Genomic DNA, 13,199 nt, shown 5'->3' with positions numbered 1-13,199 from the left:
TAGTTGTGTTTTATAGTTCGTTCTCTTTCATTCGTTCTGCATTTTCAGCTACGATTAGATGATCAATACAGTCTTGAATATCACCATCCATGAAAGCTTGAAGGTTATAAATCGTATAATTAATTCGGTGATCCGTAATTCTACCTTGAGGGAAGTTATACGTTCTGATTTTAGCCGAACGGTCACCTGTTGATACGAGTGATTTACGGTGTTCTGAACGTTCTCTATTTACTTTCTCGTACTCCATTTCGTAGAGTTTCGATCGAAGAATTTGCATCGCAGTCTCTCTATTGGAGTGTTGCGAACGTCCTTCTTGACAGATGACAACAATACCTGTTGGTTTGTGAGTTAGCATGACTTTAGTCTCAACCTTGTTAACATGCTGACCACCTGCACCACCCGAACGAGCTGTTTGTAACTCGATATCTGCAGGATTTAACTCTACATCTACCTCTTGGGCTTCGGGTAAGACAGCAACAGTAATGGCCGAAGTATGTACTCTACCTTGTGATTCGGTCTCGGGTACGCGTTGTACACGGTGAACTCCCGATTCGTACTTCAATATGCCGAAAACGTTGTCTCCACTAATAGAAAATACAACCTCTTTAAATCCGCCAGCAGTACCTTCATTGAAGTTGCTTACCTCAACTTTCCAACCCTTGTCTTCACAATACTTGGTGTACATACGATATAAGTCACCTGCAAAAAGTGCAGCTTCATCACCTCCAGTACCTGCTCTAATTTCCATAATTGCATTTCTGTCGTCTTGCGGATCTTTAGGGATTAGCAGCACTTTAATCTCTTCTTCTAGCTCTGGAATGCGCTTTTCACATGCCTCTAGTTCTTCTCTAGCCATCTCCTTCATTTCGGGGTCCGACTCGTGCGATATGATTTCTTTAGCTTCTTTAACCCCGTCAATAGCCGCAATATATTCTTTGCGGGCATTCATTAGGTCGCTAAGCTCTTTATATTCTTTGGTAAGCTTGATATAACGCGTTTGATCAGCAATTACCGAAGGGTCTGTAATAAGTGTAGATACCTCCTCGAAACGTGATACTAAATCGTCTAGTTTATTTAAAATACTGTTATCTGCCATAAATTAATAATTGAATTCACCATATTCACTTTTTATCGTGAGCGTAGCATTTGAATCTGTTTTTTGCTCAACTCGTCCCACAATTTGTGCATCGATGTTGAACGATTTAGAAATACTGATAATTTCTTGAGCGATTTCAGGTGAAACGTAAAGCTCCATACGGTGTCCCATATTGAATACTTTGTACATTTCTGCCCAGTCTGTTTGACTCTCTTCTTGAATAGTTTTAAATAGGGGTGGTACAGCAAACATATTGTCTTTAACCACACGTAAACCTTCAGGTAGAAAGTGTAATATTTTAGTTTGAGCACCGCCTGAACAGTGAATCATTCCGTTTATTTGCGCACGGAGTTTATCAAGAATTTTCTTGATAACGGGTGCATAAGTACGAGTAGGTGACAATACGAGTTTGCCAGCATTGATAGGAGAACCTTCTACGGAGTCTGTAAGAAGTAAACCTCCAGAGTAAATCAAATCAGCAGGAACTGCACTGTCGTAAGTTTCGGGGAATGTCTCGGCCAAATAGCGTGAAAAAACATCATGCCTTGCTGAGGTTAATCCGTTACTTCCCATTCCACCGTTATATTCTTTTTCATAAGTAGCCTGACCAAAAGAAGCCAAGCCCACAATCACATCTCCAGCTTTGATGTTAGCATTGTCGATAACATCACTACGTTTCATTCGGCAAGTCACTGTGCTATCTACAATAATGGTGCGAACAAGGTCGCCCACATCAGCTGTTTCACCACCTGTAGGGTAAGCTCCAACACCCATTTTACGGAGTTCAGCAAGTAACTCATCGGTACCGTTGATAATAGCTGATATTACTTCTCCTGGAATAAGTAACTTATTACGGCCTATAGTAGATGAAACAAGGATATTGTCAACCGCTCCAACGCAGAGTAGGTCATCAATATTCATGATAAGTGCATCTTGCGCAATGCCTTTCCACACGCTAATATCACCTGTTTCTTTCCAGTAGGCATAGGCTAGTGACGATTTAGTGCCAGCACCATCAGCGTGCATAATATTACAATAGTCGGGGTCACCACCTAAGATATCGGGGATGATTTTACAAAATGCATTTGGATATAGTCCTTTGTCGATGTTTTTAATTGCGTTGTGTACATCCTCTTTAGATGCACTAACACCTCTCAACATATAGCGTTGGTTACTCATGAATATGGTTTTATGATTACTAAGTATCTGTTACAAAAGTACTGCTTTTTTTCGTGTCGAGCAATACACTGTCCAACTATGCATCTGTGGACTATGAACGACAAATCCACCCATTGTAGAACTAGTCTTCGAATAGGTGGATTAATAGGGTTGCGGGTCTAGAATTCAACTTGTGGCGCTTTCTCACTTCCGGCGTCAGCCTCAAAGTAAGGGCGTTTATCAAAGCCGAACATTCCAGCCAATATGTTTTTAGGGAACTTTCTTATTTTTACATTATAAGCTTTAGCTGAATCGTTGAAGTTTTTACGTGCTACAGCTATTCTGTTCTCCGTACCTTCGAGTTGAGCTTGAAGCCCCATAAATTGCTCGTTGGCTTTTAAGTCGGGATAACTTTCCGATAATGCCATTAAGCGTCCCAGAGCTGCACCTAATTGACCTTGAGCCGCTTGGAATTCTGCTAATTTTTCGGGCGTAAGATCTTTAGCATTTACTGTCATTTGCGTAGCTTTACTTCTTGCCTCAATAACGCCAGTAAGGGTTTCTTTTTCGTGAGAAGCATATCCTTTAACTGTGTTTACTAAGTTAGGGATGAGGTCAGCACGTCTTTGGTATTGTGTTTCTACCTGGGCCCACTGATTCTCTACGTTTTCTTCCATCGATACAAGGCTGTTAAAGCCTGTTATTCCCCATAATCCTAGGGCAACAACGATCGCTATGGTAATAATAAGTCCTTTTTTCATATGTCTATTGGTTTAATATTAGTTATTAATTTAATCTGATTTAGAAACGAGTTCCAGCACCGCCGCCGCCACCACTTCCTCCGCCAAAGCCTCCACCTCCGAAGCTACCGCCACCAAAATTTCCTCCGCCAAAGCCTCCACCAATGATGGGACCTCCACCTGGGCCAGAACGATGATTGTCTTTATAAGCTTTGTTGGTTCTTTTGAGTGTGTGCCCACAGTTGAGGCATTTATAGGTAGATTCGATTACGTCGTAATTGTGAGTTCGTTGTATGGTTGTGCTATTGACTCGTTGTAATTTGCTCTTGCCACATTTAGGGCATTTCTTGATTTTATGAGCTGCTAAGCCCATTAAAATAAAAATAATAAAGAATGCACCGATGAATAAAGTTATAGGGAATCCTATTCCTTTGTTTTTTTGTGGCTTAGTCACTACTCCGTTTTCCATCGAATCGTAGAGTAGTTCATATACAGCTTGTACTCCCGCAACCATCCCCTGGCTCCATGCTCCTTTTTTAAGATAGGGAACCATATCTTTCACCTGAATCTGTTTGCTGGTATAGTCGGTCAGTATGCCTTCAAGTCCGTAACCTGTGTAAAACTGCACGCAACGCTGATCAGTAACTAGTAAGATTAACAAACCATTATCTAGTCCTTTTTTCCCGATTCCCCATTTGTTAAACAGTTCATGTGAAAAATCAAAACACTCTATATCTCCAATTGAGGGTAGGGTCACAACAGCAATTTCAGCACCTGTTTTTTGCTCCAAACTAAGAATCATTTGGTTGATCTTAGCTTTAGCTTCAGGTGTTAAAATCCCGTCGGGATCGGTGGTGTATTGGTTTTTGTCTTGTATCTGTACATTGGGTACATCATTCACGGTATAGGCTTTGTTCTGTGCAACTACCCCCATGAGGTTAATTGCTAGAACAAAAATAAAAGCCATAACGTAAGAAAAGCGAGTTTTACTCATGATTTGTTCTTATTTATCATTGCAAAAATAATATAACTTTAGGTATAAAAGGCTATTAGGGCACTATTTATAAATAACAAAAGTTACTTCTAGCACTTATTTCAGGAACATAATTCTGTGTTTTAGTGAATGTATTTCATTAAAAAATCTTCAATGTGCTGAGTATAAGCCTTGGGTTCTTTGAGATAAGACTGAGCATGAATTACTCCTGGTACTACCCATAACTCTTTGGGCTCAGGTTTGGCTTCATAAAGTTGATAAACCATCCATGTAGGCACAAAGGTGTCTGCATCTCCATGAATAAATAGCATTGGTAGCTTACAGCGACTTACAGCTTTAAGAGCTGAAGCCTGAGTAAAGCTCCAACCAAATTTTAGCTTGCTCAGTACACTAGCTACATGAAGCAGAGGAAAAGGAGGTAGTCCAAATTCTGTGTTGATCTCTTGTGAGAACTCATCCCATACGCTGGTATATCCACAATCTTCAACAAAACACTTGACTTGAGTAGGTTGCTTCTCTCCAGATAGCATCATGGTTGTTGCTGCGCCCATCGAGATGCCATGAACGGCCAACTGTGTGTCAACTCCATATTTATTAATAACCAAATCTATCCATTGCTGAACATCGAGTCGGTCTTTCCAACCCATTTGAATGGCATCTCCTTGGCTAAGACCATGAAACTGAAGGTCGGGTAGCAAGACATTATATCCCAGGTTTTTATTGTAGAGATAGCCTATCATAAGCATACGCACTGCATTGTCTGTGTAGCCATGGACTATAACTGCTGTTTTAGTAGTGGGTACGGCTGCGTCAATATAGAGAGCATGCAGCTTTTTGCCTTCAGTATTGATTAAGAATGTGTCTCTGAGTGCCTGTTTATTATTTAGGCTATCGACCCATCCCTCCAAAAAAGGATAGCGTGCATACATATCGGTATAGGAGTCTTCAATGTTTAGTCCTCTATGTTGTGGCTGGAGTGCATAACTTAGCATATAGAATCCAGCTCCAATAAGGATAAGAATAGCTACCAGTAGGCTGATGAGGCTTATCCGTAGGGCTGTTTTATTAATCTTCATTTGTATTCCAAATTTCCCAAGCCTTTAGGGCTTGCAAGTGAAGCATTTCGAGTCCATTTTTTATAGCAGCTTTATGTTTAATACCTTCAGAGAGGAAAGCTGTAACTTCAGGATTGTATACCAAATCGTATAACAGGTGTTGATCTGTAAGTTGCCCGTAAGGTAAGAGTGGTTTATTCTCAACGTTTGGGTACATGCCCAATGGGGTGCAATTTACTATTAGTTTGTAGTCGCAGAGTATTTCGTGTGTGATATCTTGGTAGCTCCAAGCTTTATTACTTCTGTTTCGAGATACTTGTTGGGTGTGAATGCCTAAGCTTTGTAGCCCATAAACTATTGCTTTCGAAGCCCCACCTGTTCCCAAAACTAAAGCTTTTTTATGCCAAGACTGTAGCATTGGGCGTAGAGATTCGACAAAGCCATAAACATCGGAGTTATGTCCTATAAGTTCAGTTTTACCTTGGTTATATTTTATTTTAACCACATTGACAGCTCCTATAGCTTGTGCTTCGGGCGATAAACTACTTAAACGCGAAATTATCTCCTCTTTGTAGGGGATTGTAATGTTGAAACCTATTAGATTAGGCTGCTCTTGCAAGACCTGCTCCAAATCGGCTATATGCTTTAGCTCAAAATTCAGGTACTGAGCATGGATATTCTCTTTGTCGAACTTATCGGTAAAGAACGCTTTAGAAAAGGAGTGTCCTAGAGGGAAACCAATTAAACCAAATGTATTCATACTGATAACCTTCTTTTAAAGGGTTTATAAACTATTTCGTGGCCGTGTATAAGGTACAAGTACCAAAAGTTAGTCTCTTAAACTGAACTTCTCTATAGCCCACTTTTTTGATGATCTCTTGCATCACTTCTCCTTGTGGAAAAGCTTTGATTGTGCTTGGTAGGTAAGTATAAGCGTTTTTATCACTCGAAATCATTTTACCTATTGAGGGCATAACCTTTTGAGAGTAAAACTGGAAAAGCTGTTTCATTGGAGCTTTAACAGGTGTCGTTAGCTCTAGAATAACCAAGTGTCCTCCAGGTTTGAGTACGCGTAGCATCTCACCTAAACCTTGTTCTAGGCTTTCGAAATTGCGAATACCAAAGGCTACAGTGATGGCGTCGTACTGATTGTCTGAATAAGTTAAGTTTAAACAGTCTTCTTTTTCAAACCTAATATGTTCTTCGAATCCTGCTTTTTTGACCTTTGCACGTCCTACATTCATCATTCCTTCAGATATGTCAATACCTGTAAGCAATTCTGGTTTAATTTTTTTGTAGGCAAGCAGCGCAAAATCCCCTGTACCTGTTGCAACGTCCATTATGGTTTTGGGCTTGAATTGCTTTAACCATTTGATGGCTTTATTACGCCATATCTTATCGATGTTAAACGATAAGATATGGTTTAATTTGTCATAGGCTGGAGCAATGTTATCAAACATTTGCTCCACCTGTTCTGTTTTTTTACCCTCTTGGTTATAGGGCTTTATTGACTCTTGGTCGTATTTCATTATTTCTTATAAGTAGCTAAGAACGTATTCACATTCTTCTCAATACGTTCAGTTATATCATCAGCATTGGCTTTTTGGAATGGTTCTCCTACGATATGTTCGTAAAGCTCAATGTATCTCTCTGAAACCGAGTTAATATATTCTGGGGTCATTTCCGGGACAACTTGTCCTGGTTCACCCATGAAGTTATTTTCAATTAACCATTGACGAACGAACTCTTTCGAAAGTTGCTTTTGAGCAAGTCCTTTCTTGAAGTTGTCTTCGTAGCTATCTGCGTAGAAATAGCGAGAAGAATCGGGCGTATGAATTTCGTCAATCAAGTAGATTTTACCATCTCGTTTACCAAATTCATACTTGGTATCGACAAGGATTAGTCCTTTTTCGGCAGCCATTTGCGAACCTCTTTCGAATAGTGCATAGGTGTATTTCTCAAGTTGTTCGTAATCTTCTTTGCTTACTAAGCCTTGAGCTAAGATTTCTTCTTTAGAGATATTTTCGTCGTGACCCTCGTCGGCTTTTGTTGTTGGAGTAACAATAGGGGTAGCGAACTTTTGGTTCTCTTTCATGCCCTGGGGTAGTTCAATGCCGCAGAGCTTACGATTTCCTTTTTGATATTCTCTCCACGCACTGCCAGTTAGGTATCCACGAATAATCATTTCGATGCGGTAGCCTTCGCACAACACTCCAACAGTAACCATGGGGTCAGGTGTAGCTGTTTTCCAGTTGGGAACAATGTCAGCTGTTGCAGTTAGGAATTTCGAAGCAATCTGATTGAGTACTTGGCCTTTGAAAGGGATTCCTTCTGGTAATACTACGTCGAATGCAGAGATTCTGTCCGAAGCTACCATAACTAACAGTTCATCATTAATATTGTAAACGTCGCGTACTTTTCCGTGGTAAACACTCTTTTGTCCTGGAAAGTTGAAGTCTGTTTTCACCAATGCTTTGCTCATTGTTCTTGTTTTAAATCGTTTTTTAATAAAGTGAAATATCTAGATTAGTGGTGATTTTATTCACCTTTACGTTTTTCTTCTTTGGCATCCTTTCGGACTTTATCGAACTTGTCGTAGGCATCTACAATTCTTTCGACAAGTTTATGACGTACGATATCTTTCTTACCTAGTTCAACAATACTGATTCCTTTGACGTCGTTTAAGATTCTAAGGGCTTGAATAAGTCCAGAGCTTTGTGGTCTAGGGAGGTCAATTTGAGTCATATCTCCCGTGATTATCATTTTTGTATTCATGCCCATACGTGTTAAGAACATCTTGATTTGTTGAGGAGTTGTGTTTTGGGCTTCATCGAGGATTACAACGGCATCGTTGAGGGTACGACCACGCATAAATGCAAGTGGTGCAATTTGGATAATATTAAGATCCATGTATTCTTTGAGTTTGGCTGCAGGGATCATATCTTGTAGCGCATCGTAGAGTGGTTGAAGATAGGGATCTATCTTTTCCTTCATGTCGCCAGGCAAGAAACCTAGTTTTTCGCCTGCTTCTACTGCGGGGCGGCTCAATATTATGCGTTTAATTTCTTTATTTTTTAGTGCTCTAACAGCCAAGGCAATGGCAACATATGTTTTACCCGAACCTGCAGGTCCGATAGCAAAGACCATGTCATTTTTCACAAATCCTTGTACTATTTTAAGCTGATTCTCACTTCGTGGCGAGATTGCTTTACCGTTTATGCTATAAACTATAGTTGAGTCGGGATTTGTATGGATAGGGCGTTTACCTTGGACTATTTCGATGATAGATTCTTCATTGACTACATTATGAGTAGCACCGTATCTTTCAATTGCAAGCACTGCTTCTTCGAAGGCGCACATCTCTTCTTCATCTCCCAAGACTTTAAGTACGTTGCCGCGAGCAACTAAGCGTATTTTGGGGAACAATGACTTTAAAAGTTGGATGTTATTGTTGTTGGGACCATAAAATAATACGGGATCAACCTCTTCGAGAACTATTGTTTTATCTATCATTTAATAATCTAATAAGGTAATATGCTATAACTTGCGAATTTAGCAAAAAGGATTGAATCGTGCACCTTTACTGTTCCTTAATTAAAAAATATTAGGGAGCTTGTGACAAGATGTAAACAAAACGTCCAAGCAATCTTAAGTTTTGCTTGAACGTTTAAATTAGTTTCCTTTTTATAGCGCTATAATAGGGGGTTGAGTTTAGAAGCTCATACTTTGCATACCGAGTGTGCCACCGATACCAGTAAGAATTGCAATGATAATTTTATAAATTATTTGCCACTTGTCTTTCGTCATTCTTCCCATAAGTCAAATTCTCTTTTTCTTTTAAGTAAATTAATTATGCTGCTGATCCTTCATTGTTCAGGTCTTCTCCCGACAGTTCCTTATCCTCAGACTTGACTTCGTCTTCTTTCGCTTCTACACCTTTGAGGTAGTCTTCAAGACGGATAAAGTTTAATCTTTCGCTAGATCTTGTTGCTTCTTTCTTAAGCTGTAGTTCTTTACTAGCAAGGAAGCATATTCTGACAGCCGAGATACTTTTAGCGGTAAGATCTTTCGTCAACTCTTCACCTTTTGAGCGAAGTGATAGGCTAAATACGCCTAAGCCCTCAATATTGACATGTTTGCCTTCGAGCAATTGTTCTTTTAGCTTTTCGACAAAGTTTTGGAGTACGCTTCGAACGTCACCTCGAGAGAGCGAGGAAATATCTTTGATGTAATCTGTCATTTGTCTGATGTTGACCGATTGACCAAGTGCAACTGGACGAGGGTAAAAACGTTTGGGTGATTGTTTATCCAACGGATTGGATGGCATCTGAATTGCTTTAAAAATAATAGACATTTTGTGTATTTTTTACGTTAATAAATTGTGTTTGGTTGTTAACAACACTACAAAGGAATCGCTTTTTCAGATTTCATCCTATAGAGAATAGAGCTGTGGAGAAGGTTTCTGTAGAAAAGATTAATAGTTGAATGGTTATATGTTGCAAGTAATTGATTTTATGTGTTGTATGCTTGTATTAATGTTCTTTAGATGTTCCAGCACTGCTATTATCTCTTTAGACTCAAAGTCACCTTCATTGTTAACTGTCTCGTAAAGAGCTTTGATTTCTTCAATAAACTTTGTTTGAGTTGATATATCTAAGTTTTTAATATGTCTATTAAGTGCTTCTGTCCAGCTATCCTTTGGAAGCTGATATTGAGGAATGAAATTAAAGTCCATTATTAGTGGAATGTGATCGGAATAATTTAGCCACTCTATGGTGTCTGTTTCTTTAAGTCGTGTAGATGTAAGTAGTTGTTTACTTATAAAGCTGTAATCTATGTGGTAACCTTTGAGAATGTCTCTTCCTTTGAAAAAAGTGAATAGTGTTTCACACCCTTGTTTCTCTTTGTTTTGATGGTGATATATGCTTAAAAAGTTTTCTTTCGCTAATAGTTTAACAACATCGCTATGATTCCCTGTAACTCTTTTTTGATCCCAAATGGTATTACTGTTAAAATCGCCTGTAATTAATAAAGTGGTTTGTAGTAATGGCAAATAGTAGTGCAAAGCCCTCCACACTTGTCTAATGTAACTTTTACTATAATCTGGGTTGTTTTTTGCCCAAATGCCAAATAATATGAATGAGAAGTTGGTATGTGTCGCTTGAATAGGAAGTATATACTCAAAGTCTTCATTATATTCGGAAAGCATGTTTAATTTTATTCCGTTAAATGAGAAAATTGCGAGCCCTTTTCTTGGATTACCTATTCTGATAACTCCACTAGCCTTGCTACAAAGATCTTTTAGTGAAGAGAGCTCTTCACACTCAGAAACTATAATAATATCTGGATTTAGGTTTAGTATAGGTTCAGTTTTCTTTCGAAATCCACCTTGACAATTCCAATAAATTATTCGAAGCATTTTTGAGTTAATACTTAATTAAGTTTCCATAATAAACCACTCTGCCTACAATCTTATTTTAGCCATGAAGTCTTTCGGCTTCGCTAATTCTTTTTGTATGTAGGTAGCTGGGTTTGTTCTTCGATACAAAGAGTGTTTATTTCTCCAAATATACAAAATGATAACTAATAGTAAGAAGAAGGACGGCTTTAATCTTGAGTCTTGGAATGACTGTAGGTCTAAGTAATAAGTAAGTTTAATTGAAAACCTCAACTGAAAAATAATATTCTTAACTTAGAGCTCTTGGTGCAATTAACTTTTACTTAGGTCAAAATAATGAATCAGTTTAACTTTATATCGGATAGTTCGAAGCGAAAAATTGCAAGTAGCTTCATGAAGATTATAATCGGATCATCTTTTCTGTTATTTTCATGTAAGGACTCTAATACCAATGCAAAATCAGATACTTCTATTGACGAAACGGCGGCGGATTTTAATTTCGAAACCAAACTAAAGCATGCTCGTAAATTCATTGTCAATAATTACGCCGAGTATAAGGAGGTTATTATTTTGCATCCCTTGCAAGACGATACTTTAGCCACCTATCTTTTGGTCCCCAAAGCTACTCTTCTGCCCGACAAAATAGTAAAACAAGAAAAGACCTACCTTATTCATGTACCTATAAAGTCTATCGTTTGTCTCTCGTCTTCGCATGTAGGTGCGCTGGCCGTTTTAGGGCTGCAAGATCATATAAAAGGGGCTACAAATACAGATGGATATTGGGATCCTACTGTTCAAGAGTTGGTACATGAAGGTTTGATTAAAGATGTAGGCAGAGGAATGAGCACAAATATTGAGCAAATTATTGCTTTGCAACCTGACGTGATAACCAAAAATGACCATACAACTAATATTAGTCATGAAGAGCTGCTAACAATAGGGATAAATACGCTCTACTACAACGATTGGCGTGAATCCGATCTTCTGGCTAGGGCCGAATGGATGAAACTAATGGGGTTGCTTTTTTGTAAAGCTGAGTTAGCCGATTCTATATTTAACAAGACCGAAGAGAGATACAACAGGGTTAAGACTTTGGCACTTACAGCTCAAACTAAACCTCGAGTTTTAATCGCCCAAGATATTAGAGGTGTTTGGTTTGTACCTGGAGATCGGAGCTATGTGCCTCGGATGATTGAAGATGCCCATGCTACCATAAAAACAGTCGAAGGGGCTAGTGCTAGCCTACCATGCAGTTTCGAGCAGGTTTTTGATGAACACCGTAATGACGACTATTGGTTTAGCCTTAAAGGAGGAACAACCAAAACCTTATCAGAATTTGGTAACAGTAGCGAACATTACAAAAAGTTCGAAGCATTTAAAAATGGTCAGGTCTATTTTAATAATAAGCGAGTAAAGCCACATGGAGGGAATGATTTCTGGGAAAGCGGTGCCTATTATCCTGATGTCATACTCAAAGATTTAGTTAAGATAATTCATCCCGAATTATTACCCGATCACGAAACATATTACTGGCGAAAATTAGATTAAAATAAGAAAGATGAAAATTAAACAGTTTGCTTTGTTCTTATTCGCCTTGCTATTGCTGGGGGCGTGTACAAAGAAACAAAGCCATAAGATCGCAGGAAGCTTTGACCAGTCCGACTCTACCGATTTTGCTTTTTCTGTAGAGTTTAAGTTCGCTCAAAAAGTGAAGGTTACCAATCTGCAAGATCACAAAGAGCTTCAAATATTAAGCCCTACCGATACTAATGTTGTAGCGACCTATATCTTAGCTCTCCAAGGTGTTGATTTACCTAAGTCGATCACTGATAAAGGAGTAGTTATTCGTGTACCCGTAAAAAATATTTGTTGCCTCTCAACCACGCATGTAGGGGCGATGGAATTATTGGGTTTGCAAGATAAAGTTATTGGGGGTACTAGTATTGATAAGTTTTGGAGCGCTAAAATTCAAGAACGAGTCCTCTCAGGAGAACTTAAAGAGGTGGGGAAAGGCATGGTGTCAAACTTAGAACAAATCATAGCACTTCGTCCGAGCTTAGTGACAACAAGCGATCACAGTTTGGAGAAGAATGGAGCCGATTTGGCTGCGATAGGGATTACACCTGTCTATAATAACGACTGGCGTGAGAGCTCTCTTCTTGGGCGAGCAGAGTGGATGAAGGTTATGGCACTGTTCTTTTGCAAATCGGTAGAGGCCGACTCTATGTTTAATGCTACAGTACAACGTTATTATGGAGTAGTTGATTTGGCCAAGACTGCCAAAAAATCGCCCAAGGTATTTGTGGGGCAAGAAACTCGAGGTACTTGGTATATTCCTGGATCAGAAAGTTATGTTAGTGCGATGATTAGAGATGCTAATGGTAGCATGTATGGTGTGCCTGGCGAGAGAACTAATTATCCGTGTAGTTTTGAAAAAGCATATGCTGAGCATCACGATGCCGAATATTGGTTTACTCAACGAGGAAGTAATATTAAGACAATTGACGAATTTTCATCGGCAAGTGAGCACTATAAAAAGTTTAAAGCCTACCAGTTGGGAAATGTTTTTATAAATAATAAGCGTCTCAACGAGCGAGGAGGAAACGATTTTTGGGAGAGTGGGGTATATCATCCCGATTTAGTCTTAAAAGATTTGGTAAAGATTATTCATCCCGATTTAGATTTGAGTTACGAAACGATCTATTGGAGAAGTCTAGACTGATAGTTTATAATTTGTTGTAACTATAGATATAAAATA

The 13,199-nt window shown here is 38.9% G+C and carries 14 protein-coding genes; 2 read left to right on the top strand and 12 right to left on the bottom strand.

Annotated features, from left to right (window positions below; translation table 11 throughout):
* Positions 1–10: 10 nt before the first annotated feature.
* The 12 genes from prfA to B091_RS11780 form a co-directional block, all read right to left on the bottom strand.
* Positions 11–1,096 (bottom strand): peptide chain release factor 1, encoded by a 1,086-nt coding sequence (gene prfA, locus B091_RS0104970; RefSeq protein WP_018108907.1) that lies wholly within the window; start codon positions 1,094–1,096, stop codon positions 11–13.
* Positions 1,097–1,099: 3 nt separating this feature from the next.
* Positions 1,100–2,275, bottom strand: a complete 1,176-nt coding sequence (locus tag B091_RS0104965) for an AIR synthase related protein (protein ID WP_018108906.1) — start codon at positions 2,273–2,275, stop codon at positions 1,100–1,102.
* A 158-nt stretch (positions 2,276–2,433) separates the two neighbouring features.
* Complete coding sequence (locus B091_RS0104960; protein WP_018108905.1) at positions 2,434–3,015, bottom strand: LemA family protein; 582 nt, start codon at positions 3,013–3,015, stop codon at positions 2,434–2,436.
* A gap of 40 nt (positions 3,016–3,055) precedes the next feature.
* Positions 3,056–3,988 (bottom strand): TPM domain-containing protein, encoded by a 933-nt coding sequence (locus B091_RS0104955; protein WP_018108904.1) that lies wholly within the window; start codon positions 3,986–3,988, stop codon positions 3,056–3,058.
* A gap of 122 nt (positions 3,989–4,110) precedes the next feature.
* The gene (locus B091_RS0104950) at positions 4,111–5,064 is read right to left on the bottom strand and encodes an alpha/beta hydrolase (RefSeq protein ID WP_018108903.1); all 954 of its coding nucleotides are present in this window, start codon (positions 5,062–5,064) and stop codon (positions 4,111–4,113) included.
* Positions 5,054–5,803 carry a shikimate dehydrogenase family protein gene (locus B091_RS0104945; RefSeq protein ID WP_018108902.1) on the bottom strand — a complete coding sequence of 250 codons (750 nt, stop codon included), beginning with the start codon at positions 5,801–5,803 and terminating at the stop codon, positions 5,054–5,056. Before B091_RS0104945 ends, B091_RS0104950 begins: the two co-directional genes overlap by 11 nt.
* A gap of 31 nt (positions 5,804–5,834) precedes the next feature.
* Positions 5,835–6,572 (bottom strand): bifunctional demethylmenaquinone methyltransferase/2-methoxy-6-polyprenyl-1,4-benzoquinol methylase UbiE, encoded by a 738-nt coding sequence (ubiE, locus tag B091_RS0104940; protein ID WP_018108901.1) that lies wholly within the window; start codon positions 6,570–6,572, stop codon positions 5,835–5,837.
* Positions 6,572–7,525 carry a phosphoribosylaminoimidazolesuccinocarboxamide synthase gene (locus B091_RS0104935; protein ID WP_018108900.1) on the bottom strand — a complete coding sequence of 318 codons (954 nt, stop codon included), beginning with the start codon at positions 7,523–7,525 and terminating at the stop codon, positions 6,572–6,574. The genes ubiE and B091_RS0104935 overlap by 1 nt, the downstream gene beginning before the upstream one ends.
* A 56-nt stretch (positions 7,526–7,581) precedes the next feature.
* Entirely contained in the window at positions 7,582–8,556 is a 975-nt protein-coding gene (locus tag B091_RS0104930; RefSeq protein WP_018108899.1) for a PhoH family protein, read from the bottom strand.
* A gap of 198 nt (positions 8,557–8,754) precedes the next feature.
* The gene (locus tag B091_RS12585) at positions 8,755–8,859 is read right to left on the bottom strand and encodes a smalltalk protein (RefSeq protein WP_018108898.1); all 105 of its coding nucleotides are present in this window, start codon (positions 8,857–8,859) and stop codon (positions 8,755–8,757) included.
* A gap of 34 nt (positions 8,860–8,893) precedes the next feature.
* A complete protein-coding gene (locus tag B091_RS0104920; RefSeq protein ID WP_018108897.1) occupies positions 8,894–9,397 on the bottom strand; it encodes an HU family DNA-binding protein in 504 nt (167 codons plus the stop codon).
* 135 nt (positions 9,398–9,532) lie between these two features.
* Positions 9,533–10,462, bottom strand: a complete 930-nt coding sequence (locus B091_RS11780) for an endonuclease/exonuclease/phosphatase family protein (RefSeq protein WP_018108896.1) — start codon at positions 10,460–10,462, stop codon at positions 9,533–9,535.
* Positions 10,463–10,834: 372 nt separating this feature from the next.
* On the opposite strand from B091_RS11780, the gene B091_RS0104910 reads away from it, so the two are divergent.
* On the top strand, positions 10,835–11,989 hold the full coding sequence (locus B091_RS0104910; protein WP_162137970.1) for an ABC transporter substrate-binding protein: 1,155 nt from the start codon (positions 10,835–10,837) through the stop codon (positions 11,987–11,989).
* A gap of 10 nt (positions 11,990–11,999) precedes the next feature.
* Positions 12,000–13,163 (top strand): ABC transporter substrate-binding protein, encoded by a 1,164-nt coding sequence (locus B091_RS0104905; RefSeq protein WP_018108894.1) that lies wholly within the window; start codon positions 12,000–12,002, stop codon positions 13,161–13,163.
* Positions 13,164–13,199 lie beyond the last annotated feature (36 nt).

Source organism: Bacteroides propionicifaciens DSM 19291 = JCM 14649 (genome assembly GCF_000375405.1).
Taxonomy (GTDB): domain Bacteria; phylum Bacteroidota; class Bacteroidia; order Bacteroidales; family Bacteroidaceae; genus Bacteroides_E; species Bacteroides_E propionicifaciens.
Note: the sequence above shows the minus strand (reverse complement) of the source record. Positions and strands in the feature narration are given on the sequence as shown.

What these genes read in the sequence shown, in the direction of transcription:
- prfA (WP_018108907.1), bottom strand. Translation starts at nt 1,096, where the DNA reads ATGGCAGATAACAGTATTTTAAATAAACTAGACGATTTAGTATCACGT.
- B091_RS0104965 (WP_018108906.1), bottom strand. Translation starts at nt 2,275, where the DNA reads ATGAGTAACCAACGCTATATGTTGAGAGGTGTTAGTGCATCTAAAGAG.
- B091_RS0104960 (WP_018108905.1), bottom strand. Translation starts at nt 3,015, where the DNA reads ATGAAAAAAGGACTTATTATTACCATAGCGATCGTTGTTGCCCTAGGA.
- B091_RS0104955 (WP_018108904.1), bottom strand. Translation starts at nt 3,988, where the DNA reads ATGAGTAAAACTCGCTTTTCTTACGTTATGGCTTTTATTTTTGTTCTA.
- B091_RS0104950 (WP_018108903.1), bottom strand. Translation starts at nt 5,064, where the DNA reads ATGAAGATTAATAAAACAGCCCTACGGATAAGCCTCATCAGCCTACTG.
- B091_RS0104945 (WP_018108902.1), bottom strand. Translation starts at nt 5,803, where the DNA reads ATGAATACATTTGGTTTAATTGGTTTCCCTCTAGGACACTCCTTTTCT.
- ubiE (WP_018108901.1), bottom strand. Translation starts at nt 6,572, where the DNA reads ATGAAATACGACCAAGAGTCAATAAAGCCCTATAACCAAGAGGGTAAA.
- B091_RS0104935 (WP_018108900.1), bottom strand. Translation starts at nt 7,525, where the DNA reads ATGAGCAAAGCATTGGTGAAAACAGACTTCAACTTTCCAGGACAAAAG.
- B091_RS0104930 (WP_018108899.1), bottom strand. Translation starts at nt 8,556, where the DNA reads ATGATAGATAAAACAATAGTTCTCGAAGAGGTTGATCCCGTATTATTT.
- B091_RS12585 (WP_018108898.1), bottom strand. Translation starts at nt 8,859, where the DNA reads ATGGGAAGAATGACGAAAGACAAGTGGCAAATAATTTATAAAATTATC.
- B091_RS0104920 (WP_018108897.1), bottom strand. Translation starts at nt 9,397, where the DNA reads ATGTCTATTATTTTTAAAGCAATTCAGATGCCATCCAATCCGTTGGAT.
- B091_RS11780 (WP_018108896.1), bottom strand. Translation starts at nt 10,462, where the DNA reads ATGCTTCGAATAATTTATTGGAATTGTCAAGGTGGATTTCGAAAGAAA.
- B091_RS0104910 (WP_162137970.1), top strand. Translation starts at nt 10,835, where the DNA reads ATGAAGATTATAATCGGATCATCTTTTCTGTTATTTTCATGTAAGGAC.
- B091_RS0104905 (WP_018108894.1), top strand. Translation starts at nt 12,000, where the DNA reads ATGAAAATTAAACAGTTTGCTTTGTTCTTATTCGCCTTGCTATTGCTG.